The organism is Nosocomiicoccus massiliensis (assembly GCF_002871345.2).
Taxonomy (GTDB): domain Bacteria; phylum Bacillota; class Bacilli; order Staphylococcales; family Salinicoccaceae; genus Nosocomiicoccus; species Nosocomiicoccus ampullae_A.
The window spans coordinates 1,233,008-1,248,821 of sequence record NZ_CP136964.1 but is presented as its reverse complement, the minus strand read 5'-3'; the positions used below and the strand labels follow the sequence as shown (position 1 = coordinate 1,248,821).

Here is a 15,814-nt window from a genome sequence, read left to right as displayed (position 1 = left end):
GATTATTCTGTGCGTTTACGTTCTAAGTCTATCTCAGACAGCTTGACCATTTTACTACCTGTTATTAACTTATGAATAACAATTGCTGCTCCAAATAATATAAACGGTAAGAAATGTCCAAAGACATTTTTAAAGTTTAAGTTTAATAAGTGTGGAATAGCCCCACCTGCGAATAGTAAGAATAACACTGAAATCACAACTATTTTACCAATCACATACCCTTTACCGACAAATGGTAAGACGTCTTCTACATTTTTTCCTTGTACTTTGATTGCTTTACGTAATCGAATTTGCGCCCAAACGTTAGAGCCCCAAACCACAATGATCAGCGATCCAACGAGTTCTAATAAGAAGAAAATCGCATTTTCTTTGAAGTTAGAAAATACAATAATTAAAAACACGGCAACGATTACTGTAATGACCGCTGAAAGCGGAGAACGTGTACGTTCGTTAACTTTTCCTAAAAATGCTGGTGCTTGCTTATTATTTGCGAGTGAATATAACATTCTACTTGCTGTGTATAACATCGAGTTCGATGCTGAAAGTAATGCTGTTAAAACAACTGCGTTTATGACAGACGCAGCAAATGCAATACCAATTCTATCGAAAACAATTGTAAACGGACTTTGGTTTACTGATCCGGATTCGTTTAATAACATCGGATCTGTGTATGGTAAAATCGCTGAAATGACTGCAATTGAACCGATATAGAATATAAGTATTCTCCAAAACACTTGCTTTACTGCTTTAGGCATCGATTTTTCTGGTTCGTCAGATTCTCCAGCAGTGACTGCAACAACTTCAGTACCTCCGACAGAGAAACCAGCTATAAGTAGTACACTAAAGAATCCAGCAAAGCCACCAACGAACGGAGCTTCTCCAATTGTGTAGTTTTTAAAGCCGTACGTTTCACCACCAAGGATTCCAAAAATCATTAACACACCGAATACGATAAATACAAAAATCGTAGTAACTTTTATAAGAGAAAGCCAATATTCCGCTTCACCATAAAGTTTTACTGTAAATATATTTAGTAATACGATGATAATGAAAAATACGATACTCCAGCCAAATGGTGAAAGAAACTGCATCGCTTCCCAAAACGTAATTACGTTTGCAGCAACGATTATGTCAACCGCAGATACTAATACGCCGATAATTAAATATAACCAACCGATTGCAAACCCAACCGATGGATCGATAAAACGCGTCGAGAACGCACTAAATGCACCTGACACTGGATAAAACGTCGCAAGCTCCCCGATAGTACTCATTAAAAAGTAAAGCATGACACCGATAATTAAATATGCAAGTAAAGCCCCTCCGGGTCCAGCTTGAGATATTACACCACCTGTCGCGACAAATAACCCTGTTCCAATCGCACCACCAATCGCAATCATAGAGACGTGACGTGCTTTTAGACCACGGTCCATTTCATTGTTGGACATATTGACTCCTCCTTTTCTTATTTTTGACATTCATTTTTATAAAATTGATATGAGTCATTTAAGTATCGTATACCTTTTTCTCTCCGTTTACAATACCTTTTCATGAAATAGTTAAAAGATTTTAATTTTTTTGAATAATTAAAATGTATATAAAAAAGAGCACCTTCTAGGCACTCCTTTATATAACTACTTCTTCATTTACTAAAAGTGATTTAAAAATTCCGTTCACTGTAATTTTCTCTACGGTATTAGCCATCTCTTTTGGCGATTCTTTACAACCACCTTCTAACCAACGATGTATAATACCGATATGTGCATTGGACATATACGTAATAAGATAATTTCTAAAATTATCTTGAGCGATTGTAATACCATACTCTTTTTGTTTCGCCTCATAAAATTTATACGTATATTTTGAGAACTCCTCTATAAATTGTAATCGACCGACTGCAATTGCCGTTGCGAATATTTTATCTTTATGGTCTTCGATATATACAAATAACCCTTCAAGTATCTCTTTCATTTCTTCTTCTTTTTGAGTTACTTCCTTACTTCTATATAGCACATCCTCCACACCAATCATTAACTCTTTTTGATATGAGTCAATGAGATCGTATTTATCTTTATAATGGCTATAAAATGTTCCACGGTTAATCATCGCATGTTCGCAAATGTCTTTTACCGTGATATCTTCAAAACTTTTCTCACGAAGTAGCTCGACGATTGATTCATCGATACGTTTTAACGTCTTGATCACTCGCAAATCCATTTTTTTCATTTCTATCGCTCCTGTTTTATTCTTTGTATAATATTATACACTATGTTGATTAAAATTCTTGTAATTCGACTCACTGCGTATTATAATGTTTTATTGTACTCATCATTTTGACGGAAATTAAAAAGTAAAGGTGATTAAATGTTAAGAGATTTTAAGTTTATACGGAAAACGCCTGTGTTATTAATTTCTCTTCTAGTCGTTTCAACACTTCCATTTATATATGCTGTTATCTTTTTAGGTGCAATGTGGAATCCATATGAAAATACTGAAGAGATGAAATTTCACATCGTAAACGAAGACAAAGGTCACGAGGAAATCCATGTCGGTGATTCTTTAATAGAAGAATTAAAAGAGGAAGATCGTTTAGATTGGCAGTTTACTGATTTAGATACTGCGAAAAAAGCGTTACAAAAAGGAGATACGTACGGATATATCTTGATTCCTGAAGACACGTCTAAAAAAGCGATGTCCTTCTTAACGGATAATCCTGAGCAAGTTGAAATGTCTCTGAACTTAAACCCTGGACATAACTTCATCGGTTCTCTCATGTCAGAGCAAGTAGGACATTTCATTATCGAAGAAGTACGTAAAGAAATTACTGATAATTATATTACAGCGATTGTCGATCAACTAAACTCTGTAGAGTCAGACAGTAAAGACGCGCAAGATGCAATTCAGCAACTGACAGATGGAGCAGATGAATTAAATGCTGGTCTTATTGAAGCACATAACGCTTCAGGACAACTATCTCAAGGAGCAAATGAATTAAACAATGGTATCGGACAACTCAATGATGGTGCAAATCAGTTAAGTGGAGGAGCTGGTCAGCTCTACCAAGGTGAGCAACAAATGACTGCACAACTAGAGCAAATTGCACCAAACTTAGGTCCTGCAGGACAACAGCTCGTCCAGGCACAAGGTCAATTAGAGCAAGGTGCTGGCGAAATAAGTGGTGGAGCAAATCAACTTGCTCAAGGAGCAAGCGAAGCAGCAAATGGCGCGAACGAATTAGCTAATGGAATGGGACAATTAAATAACGGTTTAGGTGAGTTACAACAAGGTTCACAACAGCTTTCAGACTCATTAAACGAAATTAATACGCAACTTAAAAAAGTACTCGATAAAATCGAGGAAGAAAACCTAGCGTTTACTGAAGCGGGTGCAAAAGATATCGCACAACCCGTTCATTTAGAAACGAATAACGTAGTTAAGACTCAAAACTACGGACAAAGCTTTGCACCGTTAATCGTTGCAATTAGCTTATTCATTGGATCAATTACGTTTAACGTCGTCTATCCAAACAACAAAATATTTGATGAACATACTGGTGTATTTAAAGCATGGGTCAGCCGTATGCTCCTATATATGGTACATGCATTAATCATCTCATCACTCATTACGATTGTCGTTGACTTCATTATGCAAGTCGATATCGGTAGTAACTGGAGATTCTTCCTACTCAACTATGTATGGGCATTATTATCTATTACGATGATTGGTGCGTTAGTTACATTATTCGGTAACTTCGGTAAATTCTTAAGTATCATCTTACTCATCGTTCAATTATCAGCGAGTGGGGGAACATTCCCAATCGAAACGACAAACGCGATTTACCAAAAACTATATGAATTCTTACCAATGTCTTATACAGTCATCGGTTACAGAACAGCAATATTCAACCAGGCATTCGATCACGAATTCAGTACAGTCATATACGTATTACTCGCAATGCTTGTGAGTGCGATGTTATTTATCTTATTACTATTCTGGATAAAAGAAAAATCACCAAAATACAAAGCTCTTACAAGTCGACTAAGTCGATTAGAGTCATAGAACCAATTAAGTGGCACCTTTCAGGCGCCACTTTTTTATGCCCATAAATTACTACCTTGTTCAACCTCATAAATGTGATAAAAATAAATCGGGAGTAGAGAATTATCTTTATTCACCATAATCATATTCGTTTCTTTGATAATACTTTCTACCGTACATTCAATCATCATCTCATACCCATTCGCCCAATACCGAATAATGGCTCTTTTACCGAGCAATGATTGCAGCATGCGCTCATTATGTTGAAGTGCGTCATCCGTTAACTTTGGATACTCTTTTTTTAATTGATTTTGAATCATTTGATTTACATTTTCGTATTGTTCAGGCATCGTTGCAAACGGCATCCACTTAATCATCCCTCGGCCAATAGGGATGTTTGAATCGAGTTGTTCGTATGGAATATTTCTATAATCGAGGATCATCTTTACCATCTCCTTGATTTTATTATACGAACGTATGTTCTGTTTTTCAACAAAAATAAAACGAGAAGGGTTTCCTTCTCGTTATTTTAATTTTTCTGCTCTTTTCACTTTTATATCTTCTAAAACCTCAACTACATTAATTGAAGTGTCATGAGGTAGATCAAAGTTTAAATTATCTTTGTCATCTCTTGGGATAAAGTGAAAGTGTACTTGTGAATCCGTTTGGCCAGCAGATTCACCGTTATGGCACACGATCGTATAATCTTTATCCATATCTTTCGTCGCGACTTTATGCATGAGTGCCATTAGATCTCCGCGTACGACTTTATTATCGATATCGCCAAATGTTTCAATCGGCATCTTCGGCATGACTAAAATATGGCCTTTTGTCGCAGGTCTTTTATCTAGTATCGCGATACTATAAATACTTTCTCTAATTAAATGATAATCCTTATTTTTAATAAATTCGTATAGTTCATTATTCATATAATCACTCCTATGTACCAATATACTAAATTTTGTCATTCCAATTATTAAATTTGCTTATAAATCACTCTTCAGGCTCAACTAATACATCAACTATATAGTTTTCTGATAGTAACGGCATGCGATACACACGATAGATAGAATCATGATTATCGTCTTTCTCTCGTTCAATACGCATTTCAGATGTAACATCATTATTTTCTTGACTAAGTTCGACAATGTTAGAAGTGATATGGTTCTCTTCACTCGACATTGAAGACGTTACGAATACACGATTATTTTCATCTTCAAAGTATACGTTACCTCCGTTGTTATAAAACGGCTCACGATACGAGTCAATTTCCTCAATTCTATCTTCTAATTGATATATACGATATTGAACTACTCTACTATATTGATCTATATCGCTCTCGTAATTATCAAATACTAATACATCTATTGTAGATACATTATTATCTTGATCCGGTAAAACTTCGACACTATATGGATACATTGGTAAGTCGACACCTTCAGCACTTAAAATCTTTTCACCTAACCCATCGTCTTCTTTCGGCCAATTATCGTCTCGTGTGATTATCCATTCTATTTTATTTTCTGGATAACTCATTTTTGCAATGATATTTTGATTTAAGAAAGAAATGATTAATGAATCGTCCGATACGTCGACGTTATTTACGTGTAACCAATCATCACCGACGTGATACTTATATAACGCTTCAGGGAATACTTCTTTAAAATTAACATTATTCACAATCTCACCGTTGTCCCAGTCAACTTCTATCATAGCATCATAATTATGCTCATCAACATTATTATGAGTAAGTAGCAGTACATTGCCATTTTCAAGCGTTATAACGTCGTCATGAAGCGGTCGATCTCCATCATAATTTGACTGCGAGTACGTATACGCACGATATATTTTTCCAACCGGATCAATCTCAATCAGCTCGTTGAATATCGTATTTGTATCGTCATGCGTTACATTTAATATAAAGTGCCCCGTTTCTTCAATGACTTCAAATAGTTCTGTCGAAATATTTGAAAGTACGAAACGAATATCTCCTGCATGATCTACTCCGAACAATTCTCCAGTTGTTGCTTTTACATACGTCAGTTCATCTGTTCTTTTTATTTGTTTTTCTTTAACAGTATCGACAGTGTAGAAATCCTCATCTAACTCATCTGTTTCAATTTCTATTTGGTGCTCAAGTTCTTCGCCATTTTCATTTGTTACAGTAATTAAAACATCATTCACCGTTCCTGCATACAAACCAACAATCGGTATTTGATGACTTACTTCGTAGTTTGATGACTCATAAGTAAAAGACGTGTCTTCTGTTTTCCCTGTAACGGTATACGTTACTTTCGTCGGTTCATCTGTATTAAACATTACATATGCGGATAACGGACTATTACCGTACGGATCAACTCGTATAAAAGGGTTATCGTACGTATAATTATCGCTATAATATGATTCGTTAATTTCTTTGTCGATCTCTTTTATAGATTTAAGCGTATCTTTGTTTTTCTCTAATTGATAAAAATCTTCTTCAAGATCAATAATTTCTTCAACAATTGATTCATTTTTTTCTTCAGGTGTTTCTTTTGGTTTCTCGTCCGGTTGTGCTGAACAACCAGCGATGAGTATTAAACACATTGATAATAGAATTTTTCTCATCGTTTTCTCCCGAATTTTTAATATAAAAATACTCCCCGTAAAGCAATACAGCATACTGCATGTTTTATGGGGAGTATCTTCTAACTTTAGTTAGACAGATTATTTATTTTTCTTCTTATTGTAACTATTTTCCTCAAGCACGAGTGCGACTAGGAAAAAGAGCATGAATACCGGAATTGCAATAAAGAATCCCATAACAAGCCAATCTGTTACTGCACCTAAAACGAACAATTTCATTACTCCTTTACAATATATTAATTATAAAACATACAGTCTTATCTCTATTCTAGCATTTTTTAGCGTATCTTCCTATAGTTTTTAGTAAAAACAGAATGATTACAACTATTATACATCTTATTATTAATAGATTTAACAAATCATAGTCAGTTATAATCAACTTATGACTACGAAAGGGTGAATGTAATGACATTTAATGAAACGAACCTTGATCTAGAAACGATAATTCGAGATGAGGTCAACAAATACTTAAATCGAGATGTCAGTCAGTTACCAGCGACTGTACAAGCGCCAAAAGAATTAACTCAAAAGTATGAAAAGATGGAGGTTCCAAAAGTTGGAAGGGATATTTATGAAGTACTTTCGGAGTTAAACAACGAAGTATTGACTTATTTATATCGTCCAAATCATAAACGTGCGTTTTCGTTTATCCCTGGTCCAGCATCACGATTATCATGGTTAGGTGATATTTTAACAACTGCAAATAATATCCATGCTTCGAACTTTAAAAACGCGACGTTACCAATAAGTATCGAGCGTAATTTAATTAACTATCTTGCAGAAAAAGTTGGATATGAAGTGAAGCCAAGTGGAGGAGTGTTTGTATCTGGTGGGTCAATGGCGAATCTAACGGCTGTCGTTACAGCACGTGATGCAAAAGTAACGCTAGACAAACTCACTCAAACTACCGTTTACTTAACGTCTCAAACGCATCACTCAGGTCGTAAGGCTTTACATGTAGCTGGATTCCCGGCGGATAATATACGTATCATTGATCATAACGAAGACTTTACAATGAACGTTACTCATCTAAAAAGGACAATCGAAGAAGACGTGAAAAACGGATTTATACCAGCACTCGTTATTTCAACTGCAGGTACAACGAATACCGGTGCAGTAGATGATTTCGATGCGATTGCAAATATTTGTGAAGAATATAATATTTGGCAACACGTCGATGGGGCATACGGTGCATCACATTTATTATCTACAAAAGGTAAGGCGTTATTTAAAGGGATCGAGCGTTCTGATAGCGTTACGTGGGATGCACATAAACTTCTCTTCCAAACGTATAGTTGTGCAATGATTATCGTAAAAGATAAAGACAACCTCATTAACAGTTATGGTGAAAAAGCAGAGTATCTTGACGACATCACATCAGACGATGACGTTATCGATCCAGAGATGCTCGGTATCGAACTGACACGCCCAGCACGTGCTGTAAAATTATGGCTAACGTTACAAGTTGTTGGTGAAGATGAGTTTAGAAGACGTATTGACTATGGTCAAGAACTTGCAGAATACACAAAAGATTACGTAGAATCAATCGAAAACTTTGAAATTATCTCACAGCCGAGTCTATCTATTTTAAGTTTCAGATATTATAACGACTCATTTACTGATGAAGAAAATGATCATCTAAATAACCTTGCCGCTAAAAAACTTGCAGACTCAGGATACGGTGTTGCATATACAACGACTCTAAACAACAAAAAAGTATTCCGTATGTGTACGATCCATCCGGAAACGACAGAAGATGATATAAAAGAAACGATTGACCGACTCAGACTTTATATTTTAGAAGAGATAGAAAACTTATAACGCTATGCGTTATATTAATTGACGAGGTCAAATAAATATTGATAAATAATGCTTTCCAACAGTCCTAGAGAAATATAATAACGCCCACCATTATTAATTTATAACGGTAGGCGTTGTTTTTTTATTCATTTTTGAAACTAATATAAATACAATTAGTGAAACTGGTAGTCCAATCATAATTGGGTGGAGTCCAAATGGATGACTGAGAATCTGCCAAATGACTGCTGTAATGAGTCCAACCCACATTGAATATAGTCCAGCTTCTTTTGATACACGTTTCATAAATAACCCTGCTGTAACTGGTACAAGTAATCCTGATACTGACATTGCTGTCCCTGTGACCATTAAGTTGACAAGCCCAGGTATCGTTAAAGCCATGATAAGAGATATCACAGAAACGATAACAACTGAGAATCTACTATATTTCAGCATCTTTTTATCATCTTTTGTTTTGACGTTCGGTTTAATTATATCGTTCGCAACAGATGAAGATCCTGCAATAAAGAACGAATCCGCACTTGAAATCACAGCGGCAAGTAATATTACAATCATAAATATAACAAGAGAGAACGGAAATACCGATTGTACGACATAATAGAATGTCAGCGACGTTTCTTCTACTTCTAAGTGTAAACCATATTTACTATAAATACCGATTAATATCGTAATAGCACCTAAAAGAATCGCAATAACCATTGAGATCCAATACGCATTTTTCGCTGTATTTAAACTTTTAGCTGCCCATATCCTTTGCCATACGTCTTGTCTAATAAATTGATAGCATGCAAGTGTTAATAAGTAAATGAGTATTTCTTTCGGCGTTATATTCATAACGCTAAGCATTGCTTTTTCACCCATTGAATCTGCATTTATAATCATTTGACTATAACTGCCTGATTGTTGTAGTACCCCTATAAGCAATATAAAAATACCGACTGTAAGTAGTAACCCTTGTATAACATCTTGCCATACGACTACTTTTAATCCACCAATATATGTTTTAAAACTTAAGAATAACCAACCTATAATAATCCCTAAAGTCATATTTAAACCGATGGTTAAGTTTAAAATAGATGCAATCGCAACAAACTGCATTCCTGTCATTGAACAATATGCAAACAAGAAACTAATTGCTGTTGGGATTCTTGCCGTTTCACCGTATTTCAAAGCAGTGAAATCTCCAATTGTGACCATATTGTACTCTTCTCCGATTAAACGGATCCTCTTTAAAAATAATGAAGCAAGTACAATAACCGCAAATAACATCGTTATATGTATCCACATTTGTCCCATTCCGAGTACACGTCCATTTTCTGTATACCCTAGAAGCGTCGCACCGCCAACTCCTGTTCCAACAAAGGTCAGTATAAGTGGAAACATCGATACATTTCTACTTGCGATATTATAATCTTCGTAAGTCTTCACCTTACGACCAAGAAATATCGTCATCACTAATAACAATAGAAAGTATATAGCGATTACTATTTTCAAGGTCAAAGATTCATCAACACTAAACATTCTATATCCTCCATATACTACTGTTTTGTCTCTGTTAGCTTACCATCAATCATTTCTAATACACGATCTGAATATTGAATGAGACGATTATCATGCGTCACAATAATCGTTGTTTTATCGTATTCTTTTGTAAGTTCACGTAAAATCTCCATTACTTCTAAAGCATTATTTGTATCCAGCGATGCGGTTGGCTCGTCTGCTAATATAATCGCAGGATCTGTATATAAAGCTTTAGCAATCGCAACTCTTTGTCGCTGTCCACCGGATATTTCTGATGGTAATTGATTTTTTGTTTTGTCTAAATCGAGTCGTTTAAGTAACTGGTCTAACTTTTCGTCAGATATAACATCTTTTTTATATTTCTTTAACAACTCGAATTGCTGTGACACTGTTAGAAAATCCACTAAGTTTGACGTCTGAAGTATAAACCCTATTTTCTCTAATCGCAACTTTGCGAGTTCTTTATCATTTAAATTAGTGATTTTTTCATCATCAATTGAAATTATACCTTTTGATGGCTTTTGTAGTGCGCCTGCCATCGTTAAAAATGTACTTTTTCCTGAACCAGAGGGTCCAATAATTGCGACTAATTCTCCTTTATTTAAAGTTAAGGAAACTGGTTGAACCGCTTCAATAATTTCTTTACCATCTTTAAATTCTTTTGAGACTTCTTCAAATTTTAACATAATATTCTCCTATCCGATCGCTTCTAAGGGGTCGATATTTCTTATTGTAAATATTGAAAATAGACTACCGAGTAAAGAAACGACGATTAAAATTGCTCCGTATAACGCAAGCGTTGAATATTCAAATTTAATTGGAACAATGTCAGGAAGTACTAGCGCTGTGATGAGTGTAAATATTAATCCGATAATTGTACCAATTGCTGATAGAATAAACGTTTGTGATATCATCACTTTTGCGAGGTCACCGTTAGTAAACCCTTGTGCTTTTAACACTCCAAATAAATTAATTTTTTGTAATGTAATAACATATAGAAATACACCGATAACTGTCATCGATATGACAAATAGAAAACCTATCATAAAGTTTAATGTTAAATTTTGCTCTTTATAGCCTGGGAGCTCTTCAATAAAATCTTCAATTGCTAAAACTTCTAAATCATTATCTAATTTCACATCATTAAAATCTTTATCTTTAACGACAACTGCATTGGTTTCACCTTCACTTAACATTGGGTTAATTTTTAAAAAAGTATCAAAATCTCCAAAAATTACAGGGGAGGCATTAAATTTTGCACTTTCAGTTACTCCAACGACTTTTAATACCTCATCAACTTGTGCAAGTTCTAGATTATCTCCAACTTTAAATCCTTTTTCTTTTAAAGATTTATCGATTAATACTTCGTTTTCATGCTGTGGAGTTTCTCCCTCAATTATCTTCGGTACTAAAAATGAGTTCTCTTCTGTACCAAAGAAAATAGCATTTTCTTCTTTATCGTTATTCGAAACAATGACACCTGTTTGTTTGAGTCGTGCACTTTCTTTAAACTTATCATCAACAAGCGAGACATTAAATTTTGATTGTTGAATCGTCTCGTTCGCGTTTTTATTTAATACGATAGCGTCCGCCTGCCAGTCATCTATTCCTTCAGTATTCATATTGATAAGCCCTTTTGCGAGTCCTGAAAGCAAGAATAGTAAATAACTAATTAAAACGAGTACGCCTATTATTAAACTAAATTTTAGTTTATTTCTTTTAATTTCATTCCATGCTAGAAACATAATTTTTCTCCTGTTCGATCACTTGCCATTTAGTATCGTACTATCGGTTAAATATTTAACTTTATACTTTTTTGCAAGGTCATATAGATATATTTTTATTGCTTTGTCATCTTTAGCATGTTCAAGTAATGCAAAAAACTTTTTCTTCTCTTCAGTAGTTGCGCGCTTTTTAAAATAACCCCACATATGTTCATACGCGTTTGTTTTAGAACCCGTTGTCGGCATCAGTGAATAAGCTTCTTTAATATAACTTTCAAGTTCTTCCATACTTGGATTGCCTTTTAACAACTCTCTTATTAAATTATAATGGCGCTGGCTGAAGTACATCACTTTATACTTCTCCTCGCGCCATAGCTTTTCTATCTCAAACCTACTTGCCATATAGATCACGGATTGCTTCTTCAACCGTTTCAAATTTAAATTTAAAGCCCTCTTCAATTAAACGTTTAGGTAACGCACGTTGTCCTTCAGTAATAAGTTTAGATTGCTCTCCAAGTGTCATTTCAAATAACAGCTTTGGTGCTGGTATTAAGTGTGGACGTTTAATCGTCTTCGCGATACTTTTACCTACAATTTCTTGGGTCGCTGGATATGGTGCAGTAATATTAAACACACCTGTCAATTCTTTATCTGCTATAAATTCTAAAGCACGGACGAGATCTTCAATGTGCACAAATGCATATGGCTGATGACCATCACCAATATTACCCCCGACAAACAATTTGTACGGCAAAACAATTAAAGGCAATGCGCCGCCTTCTTTTGAAAAGATAATACCAAATCGCGTGTACGCAGTCTTTACACCTGTATCTTCAATTTTCTTTGCTTCATTCTCCCATACATGTACTGTATCAGATAAAAAATCAAACGGCTCATATTTATCATCTTCCACATAGCGGTTAGTCTGAGAAGTTGGATAATATCCAACTGCACTCGCTGAGATTAAAAATGGTTTTTCATCTTGTCTATCGATAATGTTCTTTAATTTACGTGTAGATTCTACTCGCGACTTAACAATTTTTTCTTTATTTTCTTCTGTCCAAAATTGACTAATACTCGCACCCGCTAAGTTAATGACAACATCAACTTCAGGCACTTCTTTTAAATAATCATCTTCAGACCAGTTTATATAAGTGACGTTATCTGTATTATCTCTATCAGAACGTGTTAAAACGTAAAATTCAGCATTGCTAAAGTTATCTATAATCTTATTACCAACTAAACCTGTACCACCAGAAATTAGAATTTTTTTCATAGGTATTACCTCCAATTAGTTGAATATACCCTTAATGGGCGCTCAGTCAAACTGTTCAAATAGTATTAAAAGGTAACCACTATTGCAAGAAGCGTTGCATTACCGTTATTTTGTAGTGTAATTAAAATAGATATAATAACGCCCATCGTTACAATTAAAACGATGGGCGTTATTATATCTATTTATTGGTAAACAATCCGTAGCCACCCTTTAAGTTCACTGTCTTATAACCTTTAGCAGCTAATTCTTCACATGCTCTTTGACTTCTCATACCACTTGCACAATATACGTAATACGTCTTATCTTTAGGTCCATCAAAGTTAGAAACCTTCATAAGCGGTACATGCGTTGCACCCTTAACTTTCCCGAAAAAACGTTCTAAAGTAGAACGCACATCAATAACTTGACCATTCGTAGCTAGTTCTTCCAACTCAGCCTTAGTAAAATCATTAATACCTTTAGACTTAACTTTCATATTAATTCTCCTTTTAATAATAAGTAATGCCTAGCGTTACTTATTAGTTATACCATGCATCATGCTCTAAATTCTTAATGAGTCGAACCTTTAGTATTCCGTCCTTTGATTCGATTTCTTGGATGAGGTCTTTTACTTTTTCTTCATCCGCTTCAGTGATATCCACTAACGTATATGCGTAATCTCCACGTGATTTGTTTATGATACGATCAATATTGAGTCCTTCTTCAGACAATAGTTTTGTAAGTGATGCAATGATGTTTTTGATGTTCCTATTACATACCGCAATTCGTAACGGTGACGATAGTGTCATTGAGACTCTTGGATAGTTTACTGAGTTTACGATATTTCCATTTTCTAAATAGTCTTTTAACTCATTTGCTACCATTACTGCTGAGTTTTTCTCAGATTCTCCTGTTGAAGCACCGAGATGAGGGAGTAGTGTTACTTTATCTTGCCCGAGTACTGTTTCATTAGGGAAATCGCTAATGTAGTGACCGAGTCTGTTGTGGTTTAATGCTTTTACAAGTGCATCTTCGTCTACAATTTCAGCACGTGAGAAGTTTAATAATACTGCTGTTGCTTTCATTTGACGAATCGCTGTTGAGTCGATCATATGCTTTGTACTCTCTAAAAACGGTACGTGAATCGTAATGTAGTCCGCTTTTTGTAACACTTCATCGATTGATGATGCTTTTGTAACTGAGCGGTTAATGTTCCATGCAGCATCGACACTAATGTAAGGGTCGTATCCGATAACGTCCATGCCAAGGTTTTCTGCATCGTTCGCAACGAGTAAACCTACTTGACCAAGACCAATAACACCTAGCGTTTTACCTTTAATTTCATGACCTTTAAATTTCTTTTTACCATCTTCGACTTGTGTAGCAATATCATCACCCGTAAGCTCAGTTGCCCATTGCGATGCTTCAAGTGTATTTCTTGCATGTGAGATCAGTGATGTTAATACGAGTTCTTTAACGGAGTTGGCATTTGCACCTGGTGCGTTAAATGCAATAACGCCCGCTTCAGATAATTTATCTACTGGAATATTGTTAAACCCTGCTCCTGCGCGACCTACTGCTAGTAAACTATCGTTAATTGGTTCATCATGTAAATTATAACTACGTAAAATAATTGCTTCTGGATCGTCTGTTTCGTTGATTGTGTACTTGTCTTTTGTAAAACGTTGTAAACCTTCAATTGCGATACTGTTAAATGTTTTTATGTCAAATTGTGACATTGCTTAATTCTCCTCTTCGAATTTCTTCATTAGTTGTACGAGTGCTTCTACACCTTCAATAGGGAATGCGTTATAAATAGATGCACGCATACCACCGACTGAACGATGTCCTTTAATATTTTCAAAACCATTTTCTTTCGTATATGCTACAAATTCTTTATCTAACTCGTCGTTTCCTGTAGAAAACGTGACGTTCATCAGTGAACGTGAGTCTTTATCTGCAGTAGGTACGAATAATGTTGATTCGTCTAAGTAATCATATAAAATACGTGCTTTTTCTTTATTTCTCTTATAAATCTCTTCTAGACCACCAATTTCTAACAACCAATCTGTCACGAGTTTATGAATATAAATAGGGTAAGTCGATGGTGTATTATACATCGAGTTTTTATCGCTAAAGACTTTGTAGTCAAACATTTTAGGAACATCATTTAGCCCAAGTAAGTCTTCTCGAATAATAACGAGCGTTAGTCCTGCAATACCGAGGTTCTTTTGAGCACCTGCATAAATCATTCCAAAATCGTTGATATTAAATGGACGTGAAAGTATATCCGAACTCATATCACAGACTAAAGGAATGCCCTTATAAATCGGGAACTCTTTAAACTGTGTTCCTTCGATCGTGTTATTTGAGCAAATATGCAAGTAATCATAACCTTCTAACGTATCTGGATAGTTTGGTAATGACTTATAACCATCTTCTTTGGATGATGCAACGACGTCGATTTCAAGTCCATAGTCGTCTTTTAATTCTTCAGCAGCTTCTAATGCTTTTTTAGCAAAGTTACCGCTATCGATGTATGCAACTTTACCAGATTGTTTTAAGTTCATAACTAACGTATAGAATGCTTGGCTCGCTCCGCCTTGTAAAAAGAGAATTTTATAATTATCGTTAATATTAAGTAATTCTCTTAAGTTTTTTTCAGCATCTTGGATAATGTCATCAAAGTAACTACTTCTATGACTCATCTCCATTACAGACATGCCTGTCCCGTCATAATCTAACATCTCTTTTTGTGCGCGTTCTAAAACAGATGTCGGTAACATTGCTGGGCCTGCTGATAAGTTAAATGTGCGTTTCACGTGAAACACTC

Annotated in this window: 16 protein-coding genes; 2 read left to right on the top strand and 14 right to left on the bottom strand. The window is 35.1% G+C overall.

Features of this window, described 5'->3' with window-relative positions; all coding sequences use genetic code 11:
• Positions 1-2: 2 nt before the first annotated feature.
• Positions 3-1,448 (bottom strand): amino acid permease, encoded by a 1,446-nt coding sequence (locus CJ229_RS06490; RefSeq protein ID WP_102167084.1) that lies wholly within the window; start codon positions 1,446-1,448, stop codon positions 3-5.
• Between the two features lie 178 nt (positions 1,449-1,626).
• Positions 1,627-2,226, bottom strand: coding sequence for a TetR/AcrR family transcriptional regulator (locus tag CJ229_RS06485; protein ID WP_102167083.1), 600 nt, complete (start codon positions 2,224-2,226; stop codon positions 1,627-1,629).
• Between the two features lie 138 nt (positions 2,227-2,364).
• Here CJ229_RS06485 and CJ229_RS06480 point away from each other — a divergent pair, with 138 nt between their 5' ends.
• Entirely contained in the window at positions 2,365-4,059 is a 1,695-nt protein-coding gene (locus CJ229_RS06480; protein WP_102167082.1) for a YhgE/Pip domain-containing protein, read from the top strand.
• Positions 4,060-4,094: 35 nt separating this feature from the next.
• Here the strand turns inward: CJ229_RS06480 and CJ229_RS06475 are convergent, their stop codons facing one another.
• From CJ229_RS06475 to CJ229_RS06460, 4 genes are all read right to left on the bottom strand, one after another.
• Positions 4,095-4,481 carry a YolD-like family protein gene (locus CJ229_RS06475; protein WP_068129141.1) on the bottom strand — a complete coding sequence of 129 codons (387 nt, stop codon included), beginning with the start codon at positions 4,479-4,481 and terminating at the stop codon, positions 4,095-4,097.
• Between the two features lie 81 nt (positions 4,482-4,562).
• Positions 4,563-4,967 carry an HIT family protein gene (locus CJ229_RS06470; RefSeq protein ID WP_180953384.1) on the bottom strand — a complete coding sequence of 135 codons (405 nt, stop codon included), beginning with the start codon at positions 4,965-4,967 and terminating at the stop codon, positions 4,563-4,565.
• Between the two features lie 64 nt (positions 4,968-5,031).
• Positions 5,032-6,645 (bottom strand): aryl-sulfate sulfotransferase, encoded by a 1,614-nt coding sequence (locus tag CJ229_RS06465; protein ID WP_180953383.1) that lies wholly within the window; start codon positions 6,643-6,645, stop codon positions 5,032-5,034.
• A 99-nt stretch (positions 6,646-6,744) separates the two neighbouring features.
• Positions 6,745-6,876: a hypothetical protein gene (locus CJ229_RS06460; protein ID WP_256388417.1), complete on the bottom strand. Its 132-nt coding sequence runs from the start codon at positions 6,874-6,876 to the stop codon at positions 6,745-6,747.
• 192 nt (positions 6,877-7,068) lie between these two features.
• Here CJ229_RS06460 and CJ229_RS06455 point away from each other — a divergent pair, with 192 nt between their 5' ends.
• The gene (locus CJ229_RS06455) at positions 7,069-8,484 is read left to right on the top strand and encodes a pyridoxal phosphate-dependent decarboxylase family protein (protein ID WP_102167079.1); all 1,416 of its coding nucleotides are present in this window, start codon (positions 7,069-7,071) and stop codon (positions 8,482-8,484) included.
• A 93-nt stretch (positions 8,485-8,577) separates the two neighbouring features.
• Here CJ229_RS06455 and CJ229_RS06450 read toward each other — a convergent pair whose 3' ends face one another.
• From CJ229_RS06450 to serC, 8 genes are all read right to left on the bottom strand, one after another.
• Positions 8,578-10,002: a sodium:solute symporter family protein gene (locus CJ229_RS06450; protein WP_102167078.1), complete on the bottom strand. Its 1,425-nt coding sequence runs from the start codon at positions 10,000-10,002 to the stop codon at positions 8,578-8,580.
• 17 nt (positions 10,003-10,019) lie between these two features.
• Complete coding sequence (locus CJ229_RS06445) at positions 10,020-10,688, bottom strand: ABC transporter ATP-binding protein (RefSeq protein ID WP_102167077.1); 669 nt, start codon at positions 10,686-10,688, stop codon at positions 10,020-10,022.
• Positions 10,689-10,697: 9 nt separating this feature from the next.
• A complete protein-coding gene (locus CJ229_RS06440) occupies positions 10,698-11,747 on the bottom strand; it encodes an ABC transporter permease (protein WP_102167076.1) in 1,050 nt (349 codons plus the stop codon).
• 18 nt (positions 11,748-11,765) lie between these two features.
• Positions 11,766-12,128, bottom strand: coding sequence for a YbgA family protein (locus tag CJ229_RS06435; RefSeq protein WP_070622681.1), 363 nt, complete (start codon positions 12,126-12,128; stop codon positions 11,766-11,768).
• A complete protein-coding gene (locus CJ229_RS06430; RefSeq protein ID WP_102167075.1) occupies positions 12,118-13,002 on the bottom strand; it encodes a TIGR01777 family oxidoreductase in 885 nt (294 codons plus the stop codon). The genes CJ229_RS06435 and CJ229_RS06430 overlap by 11 nt, the downstream gene beginning before the upstream one ends.
• Before the next feature lie 178 nt (positions 13,003-13,180).
• A complete protein-coding gene (locus CJ229_RS06425) occupies positions 13,181-13,477 on the bottom strand; it encodes a rhodanese-like domain-containing protein (RefSeq protein ID WP_317846536.1) in 297 nt (98 codons plus the stop codon).
• Positions 13,478-13,520: 43 nt separating this feature from the next.
• The gene (locus tag CJ229_RS06420; RefSeq protein WP_068129130.1) at positions 13,521-14,720 is read right to left on the bottom strand and encodes a 3-phosphoglycerate dehydrogenase family protein; all 1,200 of its coding nucleotides are present in this window, start codon (positions 14,718-14,720) and stop codon (positions 13,521-13,523) included.
• Between the two features lie 3 nt (positions 14,721-14,723).
• The gene (serC, locus tag CJ229_RS06415) at positions 14,724-15,803 is read right to left on the bottom strand and encodes a 3-phosphoserine/phosphohydroxythreonine transaminase (protein ID WP_102167074.1); all 1,080 of its coding nucleotides are present in this window, start codon (positions 15,801-15,803) and stop codon (positions 14,724-14,726) included.
• Positions 15,804-15,814: the final 11 nt, after the last annotated feature.

What these genes read in the sequence shown, in the direction of transcription:
- CJ229_RS06490 (WP_102167084.1), bottom strand. Translation starts at nt 1,448, where the DNA reads ATGTCCAACAATGAAATGGACCGTGGTCTAAAAGCACGTCACGTCTCT.
- CJ229_RS06485 (WP_102167083.1), bottom strand. Translation starts at nt 2,226, where the DNA reads ATGAAAAAAATGGATTTGCGAGTGATCAAGACGTTAAAACGTATCGAT.
- CJ229_RS06480 (WP_102167082.1), top strand. Translation starts at nt 2,365, where the DNA reads ATGTTAAGAGATTTTAAGTTTATACGGAAAACGCCTGTGTTATTAATT.
- CJ229_RS06475 (WP_068129141.1), bottom strand. Translation starts at nt 4,481, where the DNA reads ATGATCCTCGATTATAGAAATATTCCATACGAACAACTCGATTCAAAC.
- CJ229_RS06470 (WP_180953384.1), bottom strand. Translation starts at nt 4,967, where the DNA reads ATGAATAATGAACTATACGAATTTATTAAAAATAAGGATTATCATTTA.
- CJ229_RS06465 (WP_180953383.1), bottom strand. Translation starts at nt 6,645, where the DNA reads ATGAGAAAAATTCTATTATCAATGTGTTTAATACTCATCGCTGGTTGT.
- CJ229_RS06455 (WP_102167079.1), top strand. Translation starts at nt 7,069, where the DNA reads ATGACATTTAATGAAACGAACCTTGATCTAGAAACGATAATTCGAGAT.
- CJ229_RS06450 (WP_102167078.1), bottom strand. Translation starts at nt 10,002, where the DNA reads ATGTTTAGTGTTGATGAATCTTTGACCTTGAAAATAGTAATCGCTATA.
- CJ229_RS06445 (WP_102167077.1), bottom strand. Translation starts at nt 10,688, where the DNA reads ATGTTAAAATTTGAAGAAGTCTCAAAAGAATTTAAAGATGGTAAAGAA.
- CJ229_RS06440 (WP_102167076.1), bottom strand. Translation starts at nt 11,747, where the DNA reads ATGTTTCTAGCATGGAATGAAATTAAAAGAAATAAACTAAAATTTAGT.
- CJ229_RS06435 (WP_070622681.1), bottom strand. Translation starts at nt 12,128, where the DNA reads ATGGCAAGTAGGTTTGAGATAGAAAAGCTATGGCGCGAGGAGAAGTAT.
- CJ229_RS06430 (WP_102167075.1), bottom strand. Translation starts at nt 13,002, where the DNA reads ATGAAAAAAATTCTAATTTCTGGTGGTACAGGTTTAGTTGGTAATAAG.
- CJ229_RS06425 (WP_317846536.1), bottom strand. Translation starts at nt 13,477, where the DNA reads ATGAAAGTTAAGTCTAAAGGTATTAATGATTTTACTAAGGCTGAGTTG.
- CJ229_RS06420 (WP_068129130.1), bottom strand. Translation starts at nt 14,720, where the DNA reads ATGTCACAATTTGACATAAAAACATTTAACAGTATCGCAATTGAAGGT.